Origin of the sequence: Neobacillus mesonae, assembly GCF_023715155.1 — a bacterium.
GTDB lineage: Bacteria > Bacillota > Bacilli > Bacillales > Cytobacillaceae > Neobacillus > Neobacillus mesonae_A.
The window spans coordinates 23074-42982 of record NZ_JAMBNQ010000016.1; the positions used below are offsets into that span (position 1 = coordinate 23074).

The 19909-nt window shown below is 37.4% G+C and carries 17 protein-coding genes; 5 read left to right on the forward strand and 12 right to left on the reverse strand.

Translation table 11 applies throughout. From position 1 onward, the window contains the following. Window positions 1-59: 59 nt before the first annotated feature. The 5 genes from M3183_RS14310 to M3183_RS14330 form a co-directional block, all read right to left on the reverse strand. On the reverse strand, window positions 60-503 hold the full coding sequence (locus tag M3183_RS14310; protein WP_251470755.1) for a DUF2243 domain-containing protein: 444 nt from the start codon (window positions 501-503) through the stop codon (window positions 60-62). Between the two features lie 198 nt (window positions 504-701). Then, on the reverse strand, window positions 702-1463 hold the full coding sequence (locus tag M3183_RS14315) for an SDR family oxidoreductase (RefSeq protein ID WP_251470756.1): 762 nt from the start codon (window positions 1461-1463) through the stop codon (window positions 702-704). Window positions 1464-1676: 213 nt separating this feature from the next. Continuing rightward, on the reverse strand, window positions 1677-2180 hold the full coding sequence (locus M3183_RS14320; RefSeq protein WP_251470757.1) for a DinB family protein: 504 nt from the start codon (window positions 2178-2180) through the stop codon (window positions 1677-1679). A gap of 614 nt (window positions 2181-2794) precedes the next feature. After that, complete coding sequence (locus M3183_RS14325) at window positions 2795-3424, reverse strand: class I SAM-dependent methyltransferase (protein ID WP_251470758.1); 630 nt, start codon at window positions 3422-3424, stop codon at window positions 2795-2797. 781 nt (window positions 3425-4205) lie between these two features. Continuing rightward, complete coding sequence (locus M3183_RS14330) at window positions 4206-4739, reverse strand: cysteine hydrolase family protein (protein WP_251470759.1); 534 nt, start codon at window positions 4737-4739, stop codon at window positions 4206-4208. A 283-nt stretch (window positions 4740-5022) separates the two neighbouring features. Between M3183_RS14330 and M3183_RS14335 the strand changes: the two genes are divergently transcribed. Together M3183_RS14335 and M3183_RS14340 are read left to right on the forward strand one after the other, a co-directional pair. Beyond that, window positions 5023-8055: an efflux RND transporter permease subunit gene (locus tag M3183_RS14335; protein WP_251470760.1), complete on the forward strand. Its 3033-nt coding sequence runs from the start codon at window positions 5023-5025 to the stop codon at window positions 8053-8055. Between the two features lie 239 nt (window positions 8056-8294). Next, window positions 8295-9062: a DUF3891 family protein gene (locus M3183_RS14340; protein ID WP_251470761.1), complete on the forward strand. Its 768-nt coding sequence runs from the start codon at window positions 8295-8297 to the stop codon at window positions 9060-9062. A gap of 87 nt (window positions 9063-9149) precedes the next feature. Here M3183_RS14340 and M3183_RS14345 read toward each other — a convergent pair whose 3' ends face one another. Further along, window positions 9150-9287 (reverse strand): hypothetical protein, encoded by a 138-nt coding sequence (locus M3183_RS14345; RefSeq protein ID WP_251470763.1) that lies wholly within the window; start codon window positions 9285-9287, stop codon window positions 9150-9152. A gap of 370 nt (window positions 9288-9657) precedes the next feature. After that, the gene (locus M3183_RS14350) at window positions 9658-10365 is read right to left on the reverse strand and encodes a DNA alkylation repair protein (protein WP_251470764.1); all 708 of its coding nucleotides are present in this window, start codon (window positions 10363-10365) and stop codon (window positions 9658-9660) included. A gap of 433 nt (window positions 10366-10798) precedes the next feature. On the opposite strand from M3183_RS14350, the gene M3183_RS14355 reads away from it, so the two are divergent. Next, window positions 10799-11263, forward strand: coding sequence for a DinB family protein (locus tag M3183_RS14355; protein WP_251470766.1), 465 nt, complete (start codon window positions 10799-10801; stop codon window positions 11261-11263). A 123-nt stretch (window positions 11264-11386) separates the two neighbouring features. On the opposite strand, the gene nadR is transcribed toward M3183_RS14355, so the two are convergent. From nadR to M3183_RS14375, 4 genes are all read right to left on the reverse strand, one after another. Further along, a complete protein-coding gene (gene nadR / locus M3183_RS14360; protein WP_251470767.1) occupies window positions 11387-12409 on the reverse strand; it encodes a multifunctional transcriptional regulator/nicotinamide-nucleotide adenylyltransferase/ribosylnicotinamide kinase NadR in 1023 nt (340 codons plus the stop codon). After that, complete coding sequence (pnuC, locus tag M3183_RS14365; RefSeq protein ID WP_251470768.1) at window positions 12410-13105, reverse strand: nicotinamide riboside transporter PnuC; 696 nt, start codon at window positions 13103-13105, stop codon at window positions 12410-12412. It abuts the gene before it with no gap. A gap of 17 nt (window positions 13106-13122) precedes the next feature. Beyond that, window positions 13123-13890, reverse strand: coding sequence for an NUDIX domain-containing protein (locus tag M3183_RS14370; protein WP_251470769.1), 768 nt, complete (start codon window positions 13888-13890; stop codon window positions 13123-13125). Window positions 13891-14155: 265 nt separating this feature from the next. Next, a complete protein-coding gene (locus tag M3183_RS14375; RefSeq protein ID WP_251470770.1) occupies window positions 14156-15295 on the reverse strand; it encodes a tetratricopeptide repeat protein in 1140 nt (379 codons plus the stop codon). A gap of 275 nt (window positions 15296-15570) precedes the next feature. Between M3183_RS14375 and M3183_RS14380 the strand changes: the two genes are divergently transcribed. Further along, window positions 15571-16575 carry a TDT family transporter gene (locus tag M3183_RS14380; protein ID WP_251470771.1) on the forward strand — a complete coding sequence of 335 codons (1005 nt, stop codon included), beginning with the start codon at window positions 15571-15573 and terminating at the stop codon, window positions 16573-16575. 281 nt (window positions 16576-16856) lie between these two features. Here M3183_RS14380 and M3183_RS14385 read toward each other — a convergent pair whose 3' ends face one another. Beyond that, window positions 16857-18362 carry an MDR family MFS transporter gene (locus tag M3183_RS14385; RefSeq protein WP_251470772.1) on the reverse strand — a complete coding sequence of 502 codons (1506 nt, stop codon included), beginning with the start codon at window positions 18360-18362 and terminating at the stop codon, window positions 16857-16859. 258 nt (window positions 18363-18620) lie between these two features. On the opposite strand from M3183_RS14385, the gene M3183_RS14390 reads away from it, so the two are divergent. Beyond that, a complete protein-coding gene (locus M3183_RS14390; protein ID WP_251470773.1) occupies window positions 18621-19052 on the forward strand; it encodes a MarR family winged helix-turn-helix transcriptional regulator in 432 nt (143 codons plus the stop codon). Window positions 19053-19909 lie beyond the last annotated feature (857 nt).

The window sequence follows — 19909 nt, forward strand, 5'->3', positions numbered from 1 at the left end:
TAAGAATGGAATGATTAATACCAAAAAACTCCTTAGCTTTTTCATATTAAAAGTTCCCCTTATGCATTCGTTTCAAGCCGTTTAATCATTAAACCGATAATCACAAGCAGAAGCCCAATAGCCAAAAATGCTAAGTCATATATTAACGGATTATCTGCTAATGGTTTCACTCGATGGACTTTCAATATGTGGTGATTAATAATTCCTTCCACTAGATTGAATGTACCGCCACCTACAAATATGCCACCCAGGAATATTTTCCAGCTATCCCCTATTTCATTTTTCCTGGCATCCTGAAAGATTTTCACTCCACCCCATATCAGCAATGCAGAAAATAAAGCGGTAAATATTCCATCAGTGAAAATCTCTAGTTTGATATTAGGGCTAAGGACCACATGGTGCCATTGCAGCAACTGATGAAAAACAATCCCATCTATTGCGCCTAGTAATCCCAACCCAAGAATCAATCCTGAAATATATAAATTTTTATTTCCTTTTTTCAAGCAAAACACCCTCTAAAAATATCATAGTATCTCAATTAGTGCCCATAAAACAGTCAGATTATACTAACTACTTACGATCACTATTATAAGATTGTTGTTTATTTTGCCTTGTTTGATTGAGGGTGTCTATTCAGCATAACGTAAAATTTTCATGTACTTTATTTACACATCTTAATTAAAAAAATGATTCCTTATTGTTTATAGAATTGTGTTTTTCATATTGGCGTACATTGCCTTTACTGACTCATCAATTTCATCTCGGGACATCCTTATTGCTTTTTCAGCACGTGCGTATCCAATTTCGATTTTCCCTGCTTCAAGTCCTTTAAATATTGAATCGGCAAATTCATCGATAGGGGTGCCAAAAGTATGCAGGCCTGCTCCGCCTAGGTCAGTATTAACGGCCGGCGGCGCAATTTCAATCACCTCAATGGCCGTATCTTCAAGCTGATGCCTTAAGCTCATCGTAAATGAATGAACTGCCGCTTTCGTAGCTGAATAAATCGGCGCAATCGCCATTGGCGTAAAGGCTAAACCGGATGATACATTAAGGATAGCGGCATAGTCTTTTTTGGCAAAGTATGGAGCAAATAGCATGGAAAAATGAAATGGGGCCTCAATGTTGGAAGCTAATTCTTGACTGTAATAACTCCAATCTTCCTTCGCGTTCGCTTTAAGAATATGGTAACGCTGCTGAATGCCTGCGTTGTTTACAAGTACGTTCACATCCGGGTGCTCGCTCGTTACCCAGTCGAATAATGCAATCCGATCAGATTCTATGGTGACATCACAAACACGTGTAATCAGCTCAGGATATTTTCCCTTAGCTTCCTGAAGCTTTGTTTCCCGTCTCCCGCAGACAATGACTTTATTTCCTGCATTTATGAACCTCTCGGCAAAAGCAAATCCGATTCCTGCTGCCCCGCCTGTAATAAGTACTGTATTCCCTGACAGTTTCATACTATCCCTCTTTCGTTAAACGTATTGTATTTCCTATTAAACATTTTAACCTTATTATTTCAACACAATGGGATTTCACGCTTTTCTATTTCCAATTATATGACATTGGTAAATTTCCCAGAATCCAGGGTACAGCGATACAGCAAATATCCTATCTGTTACTTAAAAAGAATACAAAGAAAAAAGGCACGATGATAGTGCCTTGGCTATCTTTCAAATAGCAGGGGCATCCATTCCTATTTGTGCCCAGCCTTCTCTGGCCGGTCCATAAAGATTAGGAATTTTTTCTCCAGCCTGACGCATAAGGACGGTCATTTGCCCGCGATGATGAATGATGTGTTTGACAATAAGTGATAGCGTAGCAGCTTTAGCCATTGACATACCGAATGCATTCACCTTTTCTGTAAGTGAGTCGTCCGTCCATTGTTCCTTCACAGAGTGGGCTAGGTCTGTGCTTACTTTCCTAAATGTCCCTGCTATTTCCTTTGCTGATTGTGGAACCGTATCAGCGTTTTCAACTTGCGAAACCTTAATTCCAAACTCACTTAACATCCCAGGTGTACTTGTCACAATATGCCAGGCTATTCTCCCTAATGTCCTGTCTTCGGAAGAAACTTCTTGCTGTAAGGAACTATTTGTTAAAGCATCTAATACGTTTTGAGTAAGGACAGCTTCCTGATTCCAATCCTCGAGAAATTCAGCAATTGAAGAATACATTTTTTTATTACCCCCGCTTAATAATAAATTGATTTTATTCCAAAACCAGTTTTAAACCCCTCAACAAGGTGCATGAAAGGTTTTTCCAGGCTCCATTCCAAGTATTTTCTTTTATCGTTTTAAACATGCATTTCTTATCGAAAAACTAAAATTCTGTATAAACGATGAATGAAGGCCTGGAAAATAGACCTGATTAATCAATTTAATTTTTGCTAACAACCTTTAAATGCTATTAAAATATCATAAAAAGTAAACGATTTTTTATGTGAAGCCGATTGACTCCTCTAATTTCTATTAAATAAAGGCTCTGTTAAAGAGTGGTGTTGATTTTTTATAACTCTGTTGATTGTAGTGGAAGGCACGAAGACTCCTCGTAAATGCTAATGCATTTCCTTCGTGCGTGGGAGAATTCAAGGAAGTAATTCAATGTCCTGCGGGAGTACGTGCCAGGGGAGACCCCGCAGGCGTTAGCGCCGAGGAGGCTCCCCGGAACGCCCGCGGAAAGCGAAGTGCCTGGAGCTGGAGCGAAAATCAAAAGCCAAGTTTAACATAGCCTAAATAATAAGAAGTAAGCACTTGAAGTAATTTAATGAACACAATTTATTCCATTGTACTTATAGTGTTTTTTGACATTTAACCATTATAAATTTAAATGGCGGTTTATTTGTGTTATCCTTGTGCGGCTCAATGACTTCCGAAATTTCCATCAGTCCATATTTTCCAAATTCTTGTTTTATCGAGTCAGAATCATAAAAAAACATTTTTACCCCATCTTTTGTCTCGAAAAAGTCTTTACCCAGCTGTTTGCCCTTTCCATACATTGGGGCTTCTTTTGAAATAGTAATAAAAATCATATATCCTTTTGGCTTTAACTGGTTATAGCAATCTTTAATAAACTTTTCTCTCTCATAATGATTCAATAAGTGTATAAGTGCATAACAAAATATACCATCATAAAGTTTGTTATCAAAAGGCATATCGGTTACTGAGCCATGAAAAATAGTAATATTAAGCCCATTTTGCCTTGCCAATTCTATCGCTGTTTTTGAAATCTCAATACCTGTTACATTTATTCCATTGTCAATAAAAGCCTTTGCATTTCTGCCATATCCCATACCTGGTATCAAGATATCTTTAACTTTCTTTTTAAGGAAAAAATCCTTTGCCAAAATGGCGGAATCTGAAGGTTCAAATCCCCACATCATTTGATTTTTTACAAAACTTGATTCCCAAAATTCTGTCATACCTTAATCTCCTTTACAAATACTGCACTCAGTCTTTAAAATCCATTGTTTTAGTATAAAAGCCGTATGTATTAGTATGCCCTCAAATAGTAGTTCCAAGCTTAAAATAACCTTGCATGCCAATAATAGTTAGTTACTTGTTCGTTATATATTCCTCTCAAATTCAGCTCCGCCAAAATGGAATTATCCACGAAATGATATCAAATTTCAATATCGATTTAAAACACACTAGTTTGATTAATTGTTATAAATTTGATTTCATTTTTCTATAAAAAGATATTTAAGAAGATTCATATAAAAAACTAACATGACAACTGGAATCAATATTATTCTAGCAATATGCCTGTTCTATCTGCTTTTTATTTATGATGGCTCTAATATATATAGAAAAGCAATGCCTTATCCAAAATATTTGGATGAAAGGCATTGCTTTTTCCTTTAAAAACTATGTGAAACTCGAACTTTTCTTGAAACAGTAATGCAAATGTGTATAAATGATTTATACTGATTACTTTTTAATTTTTTCTGAAGCTTTCAACACCACTTTTTCAAGTCCATCATTTGCAAATTCTACATCGTTTTTTGGCATTGCCGGGTTTTTCTTTAGTTCCTTCTTGTTTTTAGACATATTGTCACCACCTTTTCACCGAGTTCGCATTCTTAATAGGCACCCGCTTTTTTAGTTTGGATTCTTTTTTGCCGGCTATACAATAGGAATGCTCTCATCATCTTTTATTAAATAAGGTGGCAGGAACTTTCGCGATTACCGTCCGCTTATGGTTTAATAATTGTATTCATTTGATGGGATCACGACTAATTTACTATGTGGTGTACTAACTTTACTTAAGTTTGTATTATGGTGTTTAATAATTTGTTCTGCAGTCAGGGTATCATCTACTGTCGTATGGCCATCCTCGATTAAAGTGACTTGGTACCCTAATGACAATGCTGCCCGGCAAGTCGTATCGATACAGTATTCGGTCCGAACCCCCACTACGGTGAGATGGGTAATGCCCCTTTTTTTCAATTCATCATGCAGCAACGTTTGATAAAATGAATCGGCAGCCTGTTTTGGGATAATAACGTCTTGCTTTCGAGGTGTGATACCGGGTGCAAACTGCCAAAACTGTGTTCCTTTTTTCAGAACATCACTTTGCGGATCCTCGTATTGAATATAAAAAATGTCAATCTTTTCGGCCTCCGCTTTAGAAATCATTTGCCGGATCACTTTCATCGTTTCCTCCTGTTTATATGTACCCCAAATTGGCCCCAGCTGCATGTCGATAACAATCAAGGCTGAATTCTTCTCTCCCATCATCATTTCCCCCTCTATTCAAATCTTTCTGCCTTATCAAATTACCTGCGGACCATCTTTACAAATGCTTGGATCCCAATACCTGTGCTAATATACATAAAACGTTAAGAACACTGGATCATCAAAAGTCATTTCCAGATAAAAATATACCATTATTTGGATATTGTAAAGTGGTATTTGTGAAAAAAAACTTTTGTAAAATTAAGAAAAATATACTAGTAATATTATCCCATCCGAGGTATAATTTACCTGTTTTATGACTTTAGTACCAGGGAGGTCTTTTATGACTTGGTTTACCAAATGGGCATTGCGAAATAAAGCGGCGTTGATTTTCGCAGTAATTGCCTCGATGATTTTTGGCATTTTTAGCTACACCACGATTCCAATGGAACTGATGCCGTCTGCCAATCAGCCATATGTAACGATTTCGACAGTTGGAAACGGTATGGATGCCGTAAGCATGGATGAACAAGTAACGCAGCCAATTGAAAAGGCATTGAACGGCGTTAGAGGAAAACAAAGTGTAGTTGCTCAAACAGGAAATAACTTTAGCCAGTTGACCGTGACATTTGAATCAAAAATGGATGTAAAAGAAGCAAAACAGCAAATTGAAGAAAGAATTTCAATGGTTAATCTCCCGAGCGGGGTCATGAAACCATACGTCATCAACCTCAACACATCTGAAATTCCGATTGTGGAATTAGGACTCACCTTCGAAAAGGAAATTGGCAATCATGAGCTGAATATTGTAGAAAACGAGATCATGCCGTTGTTCAAAGACTTAAAAGGTGTCGGCAATGTCATTACGAATGGCGGAAGAAATCAGCAAGTGATGATTAAAGTAGACCCCTCCAAATTGTCGGCAGCCCATTTTCCGCTTGAAAAGCTGTACACACTCCTTCAAGGGAAAACGGCTTCTGTTGCAATCGGTGAACAAACGATGAACAATGAAGCCACAAGCATCATCGTAACTGGAAAATTAGAATCACTTGATGAACTTAAAAATATCCAGTTAAATAGTAAAACTAAACTACAAGATGTTGCTGCTATTACCATGCAAAAAGAAACCGAAAGCATCACCCATTTGAATGGAAAGAGTTTTATCGATGTCGTCATTCAAAAGGATTCCACCTCTAATGCCGTTACACTTGGAAACCAGGTGGAGGATGCAGTAAAAAAAATCAATAAGGATTACAATGGAACACTTCAAGCAACGATCGTGATGAATTTAGCAGATACCGTTCTTGACTCCATCAATTCCATGACAAAAGAAGTATTGACCGGGGCGTTATTTGCCACCCTTATAATCTGGATATTCCTTCGCAGTTTCCGAATGACTCTGATTACAATTATCAGTATACCATTGTCTCTTTTCATTACGATGATCTTGCTTTCCTTCTTTGGCGTTACCTTGAACATTCTTACGCTAGGAGGAATTGCCGTATCAGTCGGACGCCTCGTGGATGACAGTATTGTGGTGGTAGAGAACATTTACCGTAGAAAGCAAACGAATGATTTGACCCCTGCCTTTCTTATTGAATCGGTAAAAGAAGTGGGATCGGCCATCACGTCATCCACTCTCACAACAGTTGCGGTATTCCTGCCAATGTTGATTGTTTCTGGAGGATTAAGAGATCTGGTTGCTCCGTTTGCGATTACAATCACTTGTTCATTACTGTCTTCACTGCTTGTTTCGCTGACAGTCGTACCAGCACTTAGTGCTCGTATGATGAAAAAGGTGAAGGTGAAGGAACATAAGTCAAAAACATTCTACCCTGCTGTATTGAATTGGTCGCTAAATCATAAATGGCTTCCGATCACGTTAGCTATTCTTGTTGTGGCCGGTTCTATCGTTTTATTTTTGAGCATGCCTAAAGGTTCAGTCGATCAGAAAGACTCCGCCTACATAGCCATTAATCTTCGCTATGATAACGGGACTCCATTCAGTGAAATAAAAGACGGGGCTGCAAAAATGGAAGACATTCTTTCAGATAGAGGAGGAGTAAAAACCCATATTACGGTGGCAGGAGTTAATGAAGATGCTGCCCAATATGGCAATATGCAAGATGAAAACGAAGTTCGATTTATGGTTTTCCCTAAAGCAGGGATTGACTCTGCTAAGTTTGTAAAAGACATTCGAAAAACAAAAAACCAGTTTCCAAATGCAGTATTGACGGCTGACACAGCCGGTTTGCTCGGAACTAATACAACGACTGTTTCCGTTGATGTTCTTGGAAAGAACGATGACGATATTAAAAAAGCAGCTGAAATGGTAAAGAAAGAAATAATCGGTATTAAAGGTGTTGAAAAAGTAGAAAGCAATGACCAGAATACAAAACCAACCATCACCATTGAAGTGGATTCCAAATTGTCCAATGCACAGGAAGTCTCCCAATCTATTTATGCGATGATTAATCCTGCTGTGATTGGGAGCGTAAAAATTGACAATCGGACCACAGCTGTAAAATTAGGAGCTCTAAAAGAAATAAAAACGGTGGACGATATAAAAAATCTGCAGCTGATGACGCCAAATGGACCTGTTGCTATTTCAAAGATTGCTAAAGTGAAAGAAAGCGAGGAACAAGGAACGATCTTTACAAAAGACGGCCACCATTATCTACGGGTAACAGCACAAGTCAATCCGGATAAAATGGTAGACGTAACCGGCAACATTCAAAAAGAACTCCTTACTTGGAACAAAGATAAAACGTTTGCCGAAGGAACACGTGCTGAATTGACAGGTTCCTCGATGGAATCCTCCGACCAGCTAGCGGAACTTGCCAAACTGTCCATGTTTTCCATAGGAATCGTGTTTATGATTTTGCTGGTGACGTTAAAGTCTTTCCGGGCAAGCATTGCAATCCTGATATCATTGCCTCTGGCAGCGATTGGTTCGCTTTTAGGTCTAGTAGTCACCCATTCAAGCATCAATATTTCCTCAGGTATTGGAATGCTGATGCTCGTGGGAATTGTGGTAACCAACGCCATCGTACTCGTAGACCGAATCCGTCATAACGAGGAAAGGATGACTATCCGCGAAGCCATTATGGAGGCGGGAACTGTCCGGCTCCGTCCGATTCTTATGACTGCACTGGCAACGGTGTTTGCTATGCTGCCGCTTCTGGTTGCACATGAATCAGCAATGAGTTTAAATCTTGTTTCAAAGGGGCTTGCTGTGGTCGTCATTTTTGGACTCATCGTGTCCACCCTTTTAACGTTGATTATAATCCCAACATTCTATGAATTATTCCATTACCGGCAAGCTAAAAAGCAAAGGCTGCAGGCTGACCAAGCATCAGGAACTTTAGGTCAGTAAATGTAAAATCAATTTATAGTAAAAAATAAAAGGATTGCATATATTAAATAAGAAATATGTGCAGTCCTTTTTATCAAAATTCCCTTTTAAGATCAAAACATCCAGTAAAAGTCCTTTTCTGTCCCTAACTTTAGGCATGCCGCTCTGTAGGTTCTTCTTAGGTTAAATTAGGTCGTTAAACTCGATTGAGATTGTCACTTCAGATATTTTAGTAATATAGAGATGTGGAGTTGAATAGGATGATTATCCGCGAGCGTGAAGATCGTTTTATTATGATCAAACAGCATGACCACGCCAAAATATCAGGAACCATTGCACAGAACTGGAAAAATAGTTATTTTAACGGAATGGATTGGAAAGATGAAGTCATTTTAGCCATCCGCGAACACGATTGCGGCTGGATTGAAGCTGACTCAGACCCATTATGGAATATCCAGCAAGACAAACCATACTCTTTTACAGACTATCCAATAGAGTCAAAGACTGTCATTTATAAAAAAGGGATTGATGAGGTTGAAAGAAAAAGTAAGTATGCAAGTTTACTTTGCAGTTTGCATTATATATCTTTCCTCCAGAATGATGGTCAATTCGCCGCTAAGCAGTTTGTGACAGATGAAAGAAACAGACTACGGCGCATTTTTTATGAGTTGGGAATTCAGGGAGATATGAAAATGGAAAGCCTTGTCATGGACCACCTTAAAATCCTAAAGTTTTGCGATAACCTCTCCCTTTATATCTGCCTGAACGAAGCCGGGGTTGAAAAAGAGAACGAGCATCCCTTTTACCGAAACGGATTCCCAGAAGCTTTTCCTTTCGCTAATAACCAGCTCATTCATGCTTACTGGTTAGGCCAAGAAACAGTTTCACTATCTTTTTCCCCGTTGTATAAAGAAATCCAGGTTTTTTTACCTTTTAAGGAAGTGAAAAAGGAGGTAATAAGGTCAAACTGTATTTCCAAAGCATATACTGATACTCCTGAACTTAAAAGAAGAGTGAAATTCATCTAATGAGCAAATTTAAATAGATCATTTTATCACTCTTAAAAATAGAACAAAGGCTGGTTGTGAAACCAAGCCTTTGTTCTATTTATACTATTAAAACCACAATCTTTTATTATAATCATATTCATAAATATCATAATTTTCTTCTATTTCTATATCTTTTTTAGGGGTACACTCCTCACATAGTTCGTCCGACTGAGTATGTTCACATTGCTCAAGAATAGATTCCATTGTTCGTATCCCCTTTCCTATTTGTTATTTATTATTATAATGGAAACGGTTACATTTGTCTTGTGTTTTTTATTGGAAATCAAAAAAATAGTAAAAGGTTCCTGGCTCTGCTAGTTTCTCTTACCTAATTTTCCTAAAACATGTTTTCATAAAATAATGTTCAGATATCCAATTGAATAACTTCTTCCCCTGATAGATCTTTTCAGTAAAATGAACACTTTTCTCCACTATTTAGCCATTTGTTTGTGTTTCTGGCAAAACATAGACATCCCATCCACTTTTTGTTAAAAATTCAACAAAAATAGCGTTAAATCCTTGTTGGATTAACGCCTTAAAATTAAAAATTGCTTCGCGATTGGCGGGCCTGGTTTTAACATCTTACATATTTACGTTTAAAACCAAGCCTGCCTTTATCGACTTCTTTCAGAATACTATCGTAAGCATTTAAGAAACTGCTTTTTTTCTTGTCCCGCTTCATTTCTACTGGACCTACTTCCTTTGCGGTCTCGACTGCCTTTTCATGCAAGGGTATATATGAAATACCAACGGTGTATAGAAAATTATTCATTGAGGATTTCGTTCGTTCCGGTGAATCATGTATCGTATTTTTTACCATATCAAGCATATGGGAAATCTTGCTTTCAGAAAATTCAACGTCCTTTCGATTCCCTAAAAGCCAGCAGTAGCAGCTCCATCCTGCTGACATTCTCAGCTCTTCCCCGCTTGCGATCCATTTATCAGCCACTTCCTGTGCAATATCTGCCTCTGCTAAAGTTACTGCTACCACATAATCAGACAGCATATAGAAATAGGCCGAATCCATCCAACGGTCAAAATCCGACTCAGTCATGGCTTTTGGATCTGCAATAATGCCTGCAAAATACATGGCATCGTAGTTCCCTGTGGCATAAAGCTCTTCCGCTAAAATTTGATTTATTTTTATCTTTTTTGCGATTGGTTTCATAGCACCTGTAGCTACGCCAAAAACCGGCTCATGTGCACCATTGGATATATATATTTTTTTCGTTCGTTCCTTGCCAAGAGCTTCAAGCTCATTCATAACCATTTCTACATTCATCGTTTAACACTTCCGTCTTTTGAGTTGTTTCTCTTACTTTTCCGTTCCTCATAACCATTACCATTATCTTATAACAAACTACTGTTTGCCAGCTAAACTATCTTCAAAGCGCATAAGTTTATGGAGGAATCCAATTAATGCGATATAGTTATAGTTATTCGCAGCATGCTTGCTCTTTCTAACATGTAAGTTACCTGCTATGCCCTCAGACCCAATACCTTTCTGCTGCTAACTTGATGATAGAAACTTGTTATAAATATTAATTTATATACTTTGAGGAGAATTATAAAAAGAACAGACATTTACTGACAGACATCAAGTAAATGAACGATTATAATTTTAATTGAAATAAAGTGTCTAAAATTTCATTCATTTTTAATCAACGATGTTAGAAGACTTTAAAAAAAGAAAATGCAGATAAGGGGAAATAAACATGTCTATTGATACAGAGATAGCCTATCATCATTGGGCAAATGTGAGGTTATTAGAACATATCAGTCGTTTAAAAAAGGATATTTTCATGAAAGAAGTAAAAAGTATTTTTCCTAGTCTGGCAGCTGCTTTTGAACACATTTATAAAGTTGATGCTTTATGGTTAAAACGAATCTTAGGTGAAAAACAACCCGATTTTGAAGAGGTCACATTTGAAACCCCGATAGATGCAATAAAGCATTTTGAGAGCAATCTGGTCCTATTTAAACAATTAAGTTCTAAAAAAGAAATCATTGTCTATAAAAATACGAAGGGTGAAATCTTTCGGAATGACAGTCAAGAGATCTTCAGGCATCTAGTGAATCATGGCACCTATCATCGGGGCAATGTATCTGCTATGCTTCACCAGCTGGGAGAAAAAAGTGTTTCGAATGATTATATTATTTTTCTCAGAGAAGAAATTTGATAAAAAACACGGAACATGCAGGTACATGCCCGGTCAAGCAATGGACGGCTCCATCTAAAGCGGCCGTCTATTGCGTTTTTATTTACCACCGTATGACAGCTTGTGCCAACTGAGGCTTAAAAATCAATCTTTTAGTAATTCATCGATATACCCTAGTGCACCTTTAAAACGATTCTCGTAATCTCCATTTAAAATTTTATAGTTCATTTTTTGCTTATTTAATAATTCTTTTAAATGCTGATTATTCATCATTCTGACTGCATGGTCTCCGTGAACTCTTAGTCCGTCATCAACCCACTGCACATCAGGTTCAAGAAAAAGCCAAAGATCATAATCCTGCCGCTTTGCAATTTCATCTAATACAGTTTGATTCACATGATTATAGAGATTGGAGTAAAATTGTGTGACGATTGCTTCCGTGTCAATAAACACAAGTTTATTCGCATTTTCGATTGCCTCAAGTTCCTTCATCTTATGGCCATAGGCAATTTGTAGATAATCTTCCGGTAAAATAATACCGTCGCAGCCGCCTAATTCATCACATACCGTTCTGCCATACTCTTCTACCCATGTGGTGTTATAAATTTTAGCAAGATTTTTCGTTAAAGTAGATTTCCCGCAGCTTTCGGTTCCAACAATCACAATTTTTTTTACAAAATATGGCCTGACCACATCAGGAATGTACTGCCAGTTTTGAAAAACCCCTTGCTTTCGAATTTTTGTGGCAGAAATATTCACATGATTTCGATTCGGATCAATCAAAACATGTTTGGATTCAGGATAAAGCTCTCGAAAAATAGATTCATATTCATACTCAGAGCTGAACACGTAGTCGATGGGCTTTGCTATTTCCTTTTTTATGAGCCTGGCCCCCTCAGCCCAGTTATAGTTTTCATTATCATCCTCATCTTCAATGGATATGACTTTTACATGCGGCATATCATTTGTTAGCTTAGATATCCAGCGTAAACGTATTTGTGCAGGAATATAGTGCATTTTACTATTTTTACACAGTTCTTTACCACGCTTTTCACTATGAGATAAAACTACATATAATTCATCTACCATCGAAGATGCATGAATAATGGCATATACATGACCAAGATGTAAGGGCAGAAACTTTCCGCCAATAAAACCAACCGTCATTTAGGCCGCCTCCCTCATTTGTATACTGTACATTTTTCTCCAGTTAACATAACCATATATACTGTTAACAAAGAAGGCTGACCACATCACAAGCATTGAAAAGTCGTTTCCACCCTGAGCTGTCAGCGCACTTGCCCACAGAAAAATTGATAGGATATTGACTGCGATCCATACAAGCCATTGTTCTGTCAAACGTTTCAGCATCATGATTTGGGCTGTTATGGACAATACATTTGTGGCTGAATCCGTCCAAACATTGTTTCCGCCTATGTATTTCAAAAACAACCCATAGGCAGCCGTAAATAGAAGAACCGCTCCAACCGTATAAATCCAGCCTGTTTTTGAAAGACATTTAACGACTACATCTTCCCCATTCACATCATGTTGTGTTTTATTTTTTTTCCACAAATAAATACCGATAAACTGAATTGGAAAGTAAAACAGTCCATTTAACATCGCTTCTCCATATAATCCATAGCCAAATGAAATATACGCATACGTCGCTGTTTGGATGATTCCCCAATAATAATTGGAGATTTTCCCCTTCGCTGCCAGCACAACACACATCATGCCGCTGGTCGATGATACAAGTCCGAGAAATGAATCATCCCAAGCAAAAAATAAATAAAACGTAACCGCCGTAAAAATACTCAACCATCCGATTTCAAAACGAGACCAATCCTTCCAAATCCCCATCACACTCTCTCCTTTTCCTATCCCTTTAATTTATTACTGTACACTGATACGATCGGTTGAAAATCAGTAAAACGATACAGCTGAGCAGGTATTTTAGAATAGCGGTTGGATTTCTTTGGTTTTCCTTTTTCATAAACGGCTTCTATAAAAGGGAGCGTCGGGACTTTTCTGAAAAATGCAGCATCGGTTGTAATGGCGGAATCGTCCAGAATCGTTAATAAAACTCCCTGCAATTCGGAAAGGACAAACTCCTCAGGTAAAAAATGCTTAGCCAGAGTGGTTAATGCCATGTCTTTTTTTATAAACCAGATGGCATCGTCAATAATTTGGCGGTGATCAAATGCCAAGTCCATGTTTAAAGCCTCATCAATGGTGAATAGTTCAATGTCAGCTGCATCATAGGTTTGTTTACGTTTCTTTAAGGCCGCCTCGTTAGCAATGACATAATGAGCATTTGAAAGGATCCATCCCCGCGGATCCCGATTGGGTGAATCGTAGACACCAAAGTGTTTGATCTTTAGACCATCGACTCCTGTTTCCTCCAACAGTTTTCGTTCTGCTGCTTGAAAAGCCGTTTCCCCTTGCTGTACAAATCCTCCAGGTAATGCCCATTTACCTGCTTCAATATTGGGAATGCCTTCATGATTCCGTTCACTTCTTCTAATCAGCAGAATCTTTAATTTTTTTATTGGCGGCTTATACTCGCCTTGCATCTCAGATGTGATTGTAAATACCGCAATATCGCTCGTATAGCCATCTGGCGTGATAAATGGATGATTGTTCATTTGTTCCTCTCCTTTAATTAACAATCTGTTAATTGTTAATTAAAATATATGACAGCATTGGATTATTGTCAATAAAATTCATTCATTTTCTAAAAAGACTTTATTACCGGCTCTGCGGGCTTCCTCATTACGGTAGAAAATGGTCAGCTATAAAAAGTGTTTCGTTTTTTGACTACAATAATGAGCAAGAATTTTGCCATAACTCTTGATGTGGAATAATCAGTTACCTTTGGCTGTCCAAACACTAAAAAGCTCATGCACCTTTTTAGTGTACATGAGCTTTTTCATTCGTCAGCTTTACAAATTTACTTTCATAGAAATGTTTTTTCTTTTTATTACCGGTACTATCAAAAAATACAATAATATCTGCAAGGGCATCTTTCAATAACTCCTGGTCATTTGATTTTTCCAGCTGTTCAAATGCTTTCTCATAGTTTCTTCCTGCCAGTAATTTATCTGGATCCTCTTTATGGTCCACACAATAAGCGTATTGCATATAAATCATTCCCAGTTCTCTTGCGGAATAATTAGGAATCTTTAAATGAAGGGTGATTGCATTTTCATAGTATGGAACTGCCTCGTCATATTGGGATTGGACAAAATAATTATACGCCAGCTCTGTATAAGCCTCTGCATGTACAAATTTATTGGCCAAGGAAGAACCGTCAAACATTGGAATTGCCTCTTTCAAATACGCAATAGCTTTTTCATATTCATTCTTACTTCCAACCATTTTCGCCATACTTACCAGGCTGTTAATTTTTATTTCTGTATTCGCATCATCCGCGAGTTCAAGTGTTTTTTGCAAATAAGCAATGGCCTCATCCGTCTCATTAATCAGGGAATGAAGTGCACCAAGTTTAAAATGCAGATAGAGAACCATTTGATTGTCGGTATTGATTTCTTTCTGGATATAGGTTAAACCTTGCTTATAATATTTAATTGCCCGAACGAACTTTTTTAAATTTTCTTCTGTTTCTCCCAGTACTAGATACGCACGAGCCGCCTTCATTTGGTCGAAAGCTTCCTCATTTTGGATTCGTTTCACGGCATCTGACATTATTTTTCGAGCAAGTTTATAATCACACATGAAGGCAAGGCTGCCATATAAAATAATGTCATCAATCGAGTTTTCATTTGAATCTTGATACATGTTCCTGATTATGTCTGCAGCTTGCTTCTCTTCATCAATTTGTGAATGACAAGCAGCATCAAGTAAGGACAAAATTCTTGCTAACCTTTTATTTGTTTCATGTTTTTCACGGAAGACCTTTGTTTTTGATAAGACATTTTGAAAGCGGCTTTGTTTGAATTCATCTATGATGACATCTAGGTCCTCTTTATTCGTCTCATTTATGTATTCCTTTAAACTTTCATCTAAATTAAAAATATCCATCGTTGACATAGGGTTACTCCAATCATTAACTTTTAATTCCAGTATATCAACTAATCGCTGCATATTACAAAAATGAAAAATGCTTACAGAATACCCGAACATTTTTAGAGTTGGGTGAATATAACGGCCGTAAGAATTTTTATGGTATAATGATGTATAAATTTACTATTAATACGGTGATAACCTTGTTTTATTTATCTATCATGCTTTTTCTTTTTGTATGTATTCTAATCTTTTTCACTCTTAAAAAAATTTATATCAAAACCTCATCCATGGCTGTTGTGATGGCAATCGGTATATTTATTCAGGGGGTTCTATTAAACTACTTAGGATCCTCATTTTTTCAACATAATCTTGGAAAAATTCTAAGCATTATCAACCTATCATTATGGTTTGCTTTCATTCTATCGTTTTTCATCACCTGCCTGGACGGTAAATTTAAAGATGAACACTATTCCAATCCGATTAATCGCTTTGGGATGGGTACATGGGTGGCTGGTACCTCTATAAGCGGAGTTTTATTTTTTAAACAATTTTCCCAATGGGGGATTATTTCCGAAATAATTGCCTTCATCAATATTATTTTATGGGGTATTTATATTGCGATTAGTTTAAAAACGTTTGTTGAAATTTTTCAAACCAAATCCTATCGGAATGTACACGGAATCCTGCTGCTAACAACCGTTAGTACGCAGTCCATTGTCCTTTTAGTTAACACCGTTTTTAAAGGACTTCCATCCTTTGCCAATCTATCATTACTCATCATTGGATTTTGTCTCTATCTGGTTTGTGTTTTCTTCATCTTAAACCGGTACTTCCATCGTTCATGGTCCATTGAAATGGATTGGAACAATACAAACTGTATTTTACATGGTGCGTTATCCATTACGGGTGTTGCCTGTATAGCCTCAGGGAATGTACACATCGATTTAATTAGATTCATCTGGAGAGCTGCCTTCATTCTTCTTCTATTAGTAGAATCCATTGAAGGATACCGCCTGTTTAGACGTATAAATCGCTTTGGGTTTAAAAATGCCATCTTCATTTATGATGTATCACAATGGAGCCGGGTATTTACTTTTGCTATGTTTTATACATTTACCGCCCTATTCCATGGCCATTTGTTTATTGGATCTATTGTGATTGATACAATCTTAAAAGCAGGTGTTTGGGTTATCTTACTGCTTCTTATCATTGAACTCACGCTGGGTTTACGCTTTACTTTTGGACCTGGTAAAAATCAATCCAAAGAGAGAGGCCGTGAAAATAATTTACCATCCTCTTTTTAAAGGAATCCATCCCCCGGCATGTTTACGTTTTAATATAATGTAAGTTTTTATGTTCTTCCATAAGAGCGGAAGAACGGTTACCCTAACATTTGGTATCAAAAATAGAAATAGCTTATAAATGATAAAAACCAGATATCTAAATGATATCTGGCCTTATTTTTATTCATTCATTTCACCCGTTACGGAATCGAAAAGCTATTTTTCAATTTAATCCTACGCTACGTTATACATCAACTGGCAAGTAAACAGGGGAAAACCACCAAACAAATGTATACTTAACGTTAGTGTTGGACTTGTTTTTGATGCTCCATTACCTTCTTATGAGAAGGAAGAAATAGGGTCATGATGAGATTGGCGATCCCAATAAAAAACACGAGAATAAACACAAGGTGCATACCATGGGCAAGTGCCTCATGCATCAGTTGAATGGCTGCGGATGGCAGTTTATTGATGGTTTCCGAGTTTAGGACATCACTGATATTGCCTCCACCGCTCCATGCACCGCTGGCATTTTCTTTTCCAAAAGAAATGAGTGAATTATTAAAGATTGTTCCGAAGACAGCAATCCCAACCGTTTGGCCAATTGACCTGGTAAATGTGTTAGATGCAGTTGCCGCTCCACGCATTTGCCAGCCAACTGCCGATTGAACAAGAACGGTTGTTGGGGTAGTAGCGTATCCCATCCCAAGACCAATGACAACCATAATCCCCACAAAAAACCAATACGGAGAGTCCAGTTCCACAGCCAGTAACCATGTTCCTCCCAGGGCAATCAAAACAGCACCTAGGACAGCCGTTAACTTAGATCCGATTTTATACATATAACGACCGGCAAATGTCGCACCCAATGGCCATGCGATAGACATTGGCATTAGTGTAAGTCCTGAGCTCGTAGCACTGTGCCCAAGAATGGTTTGAATCCACATTGGCAAGTAAACATTGACCCCTATTAGGACAGCACTTGCTAGAAAACCAATGAGATTGGAAACAAGGATGACCGGTATCTTAAATAATGATGGAGGAAGCATCGGCTCCTCAACTTTTGTTTCAATATAGCCAAAGAGCACAATAAAGATAACCGCAACAGCAAACAGTACATAAATAGCTGAAGAGTTCCATGCATATTTTTGCCCAGGGCCTGCATTTAATAGAGCATATAGAAGAGTTGAAATTCCAATGGTAAAAGTAATAGCTCCAAGATAATCAATTTTACGATCCTTTTTCAATTCTACTGTTTCGTGGAAAAAGACAGTGATTAACACAATTGACACTAAACCGACTGGTAAATTAATATAGAAAATCCAACGCCAGCTGATTTGATCGACAAAGAATCCACCTACTAATGGACCAAGGAGACCCGCTATTCCCCAGACAGCACTAAATACTCCCTGCATTTTGGCTCGTTGTTCCCCAGGATAAAGGTCACCAATAATCGTAAAGGTCAACGGCATGACCGCGCCAGCCCCAATTCCTTGAAAAGCACGGAACCAAATTAATTGATTCATAGAATGAGCAGCACCTGAAACAATAGATCCTGCCACAAACAAAATAACTCCAGTTATAAAAATTTTTTTCCGACCGAATAAATCCGCTAATTTTCCATAAATCGGCGTTGTTACTGAAGTGGTAAGCGTATAGATGACAAATACCCAGCTGATTAATTTTAATCCACTGAGGTCGCTGACAATCTGCGGCATAGCAGTACTAACAACTGTGACATCAATGGCAACTAATAGGATAGCAACCAGCATAGCAATGGTTACCATCTTCCGATTTGTTTTTGGCATTCTATTCATCTCCTTAAAATTTCAAATTGGGCAGGTGAAAATAGATAAATAGTTGATTATTTGTTCACATATTTGATAAACGATTTCTTTTATACTTCATAATCATTACCCTATTTCCAAATTTCACACTTAGTCAAGTGATTGACTAATCTAGTTTAATTTATCATTACATTTTAGTCAACAACTTGACTAAAGTTATTGACCTTATTAAAATGAACAAATAACTTAATAAATTTTCTTCCAAACCAGGAGGTTTTTATGGAAAATGTAAAAACCAACATTACGCTGGATTTCTTTAGGATTTCAAATCTTTTGAGCAGATATGGAGCAAAGATGGCAGCAGATGTTGGGCTTAATAGCATACAGCAATGGGTTATTCTCAGAACAATCATTGCAAAGGGAGATATTTCAATCGGTGAATTAAAAGAAGAAACACTTGTAACAAAACAAAATATGACAGGGATGATCAACCGCCTGCAGCAGGCAAATTTAGTGGCTTTATTTACTGACCCCGAAGATAAAAGACGCACACGTGTGAGGGTAACAGAGGAAGGACATCGAGTTTATGAACAGTTGAGTGATTTACGAAATGACTTTAATCGCAAATCTTATCATATTTATAGTGACGAAGAAATATTGGTTTTAAGCGATTTACTTAGCAGACTGGTTGACCACCTGAAAGAAGCCTAAATAATTATAGTGAATATTAGATATCCATATGGTATAGCAGCCCCTCGATGATTGAGGGGCATTTTCCGGTTTCCTGCTTTAGCGGTATCTCCCTTTGAAACTTTAAATAAAAATTGTGAAGAAATCTACTTAAGCTAAGTAGTTCTGATAATGTGGAGAATATCTAAAACCACAACACAAATAACATAAGAATTCGTTGCATCAATAACAAGTAATTAACAATATAACTAGCACACAAAAAAGCTCTTTAATATGGAGAGGTTGTACAAGTCGTTAAACGCTAAGGCAAGTTTGATAAATAGGCGGAGAAATTTCCCTTAAGTAACAAAAAACACTAAAAATAGCTAAAATAGACGGAGGGTTTCCGCCTATTGACTCGAAAAATGTGAAAATAGGTAATTTTGCTTTGGATAAGCGGAAAACCTCCCCTTATATTCCCCGAAACGAGCTCCATTCTGCATATAGCGGAAAAATCTCCGCTTATTTTACCTTCGCCGGTTACCCAATTATGGACTACTTATGTTTCAAAAAAACCAAGTGAACCTCAGTAAAAAACAACCTAGCTAATGCATAGGAATTAACAAGTAATTAGCTCATTGACAACAACTATTGTCAATATGTTTTTTAGGCTGCGATTTTGCTAGCTAATTAAAGTAACTCTTGGTCGTTGATATATAAGAGGAAAATAGGAGACAAAATCGTATGCGGTTTTGTCTGCTATTTAACATGCTGTGTGGTATGTTTCTCCACCGAAACGGAACTACTTATACTTAAGCTCCCTCCTTATTCCAATAAGCATTGTTTCAAAAACCTAGTGTTTTACACGTTTTCCCTTGAAAATAATTTATTAATATATG

Coding starts and splice junctions, on each gene's coding strand:
- M3183_RS14315 (WP_251470756.1), bottom strand. CDS start 1,463: ATGAAACTGTCAGGGAATACAGTACTTATTACAGGCGGGGCAGCAGGA.
- M3183_RS14340 (WP_251470761.1), top strand. CDS start 8,295: ATGATTATCCGCGAGCGTGAAGATCGTTTTATTATGATCAAACAGCAT.
- nadR (WP_251470767.1), bottom strand. CDS start 12,409: ATGACGGTTGGTTTTATTGGCGGAAAGTTTCTGCCCTTACATCTTGGT.
- M3183_RS14380 (WP_251470771.1), top strand. CDS start 15,571: ATGGCAATCGGTATATTTATTCAGGGGGTTCTATTAAACTACTTAGGA.
- pnuC (WP_251470768.1), bottom strand. CDS start 13,105: ATGGGGATTTGGAAGGATTGGTCTCGTTTTGAAATCGGATGGTTGAGT.
- M3183_RS14355 (WP_251470766.1), top strand. CDS start 10,799: ATGTCTATTGATACAGAGATAGCCTATCATCATTGGGCAAATGTGAGG.
- M3183_RS14350 (WP_251470764.1), bottom strand. CDS start 10,365: ATGAATGTAGAAATGGTTATGAATGAGCTTGAAGCTCTTGGCAAGGAA.
- M3183_RS14390 (WP_251470773.1), top strand. CDS start 18,621: ATGGAAAATGTAAAAACCAACATTACGCTGGATTTCTTTAGGATTTCA.
- M3183_RS14385 (WP_251470772.1), bottom strand. CDS start 18,362: ATGCCAAAAACAAATCGGAAGATGGTAACCATTGCTATGCTGGTTGCT.
- M3183_RS14370 (WP_251470769.1), bottom strand. CDS start 13,890: ATGAACAATCATCCATTTATCACGCCAGATGGCTATACGAGCGATATT.
- M3183_RS14330 (WP_251470759.1), bottom strand. CDS start 4,739: ATGGGAGAGAAGAATTCAGCCTTGATTGTTATCGACATGCAGCTGGGG.
- M3183_RS14320 (WP_251470757.1), bottom strand. CDS start 2,180: ATGTATTCTTCAATTGCTGAATTTCTCGAGGATTGGAATCAGGAAGCT.
- M3183_RS14375 (WP_251470770.1), bottom strand. CDS start 15,295: ATGTCAACGATGGATATTTTTAATTTAGATGAAAGTTTAAAGGAATAC.
- M3183_RS14325 (WP_251470758.1), bottom strand. CDS start 3,424: ATGACAGAATTTTGGGAATCAAGTTTTGTAAAAAATCAAATGATGTGG.
- M3183_RS14335 (WP_251470760.1), top strand. CDS start 5,023: ATGACTTGGTTTACCAAATGGGCATTGCGAAATAAAGCGGCGTTGATT.
- M3183_RS14345 (WP_251470763.1), bottom strand. CDS start 9,287: ATGGAATCTATTCTTGAGCAATGTGAACATACTCAGTCGGACGAACTA.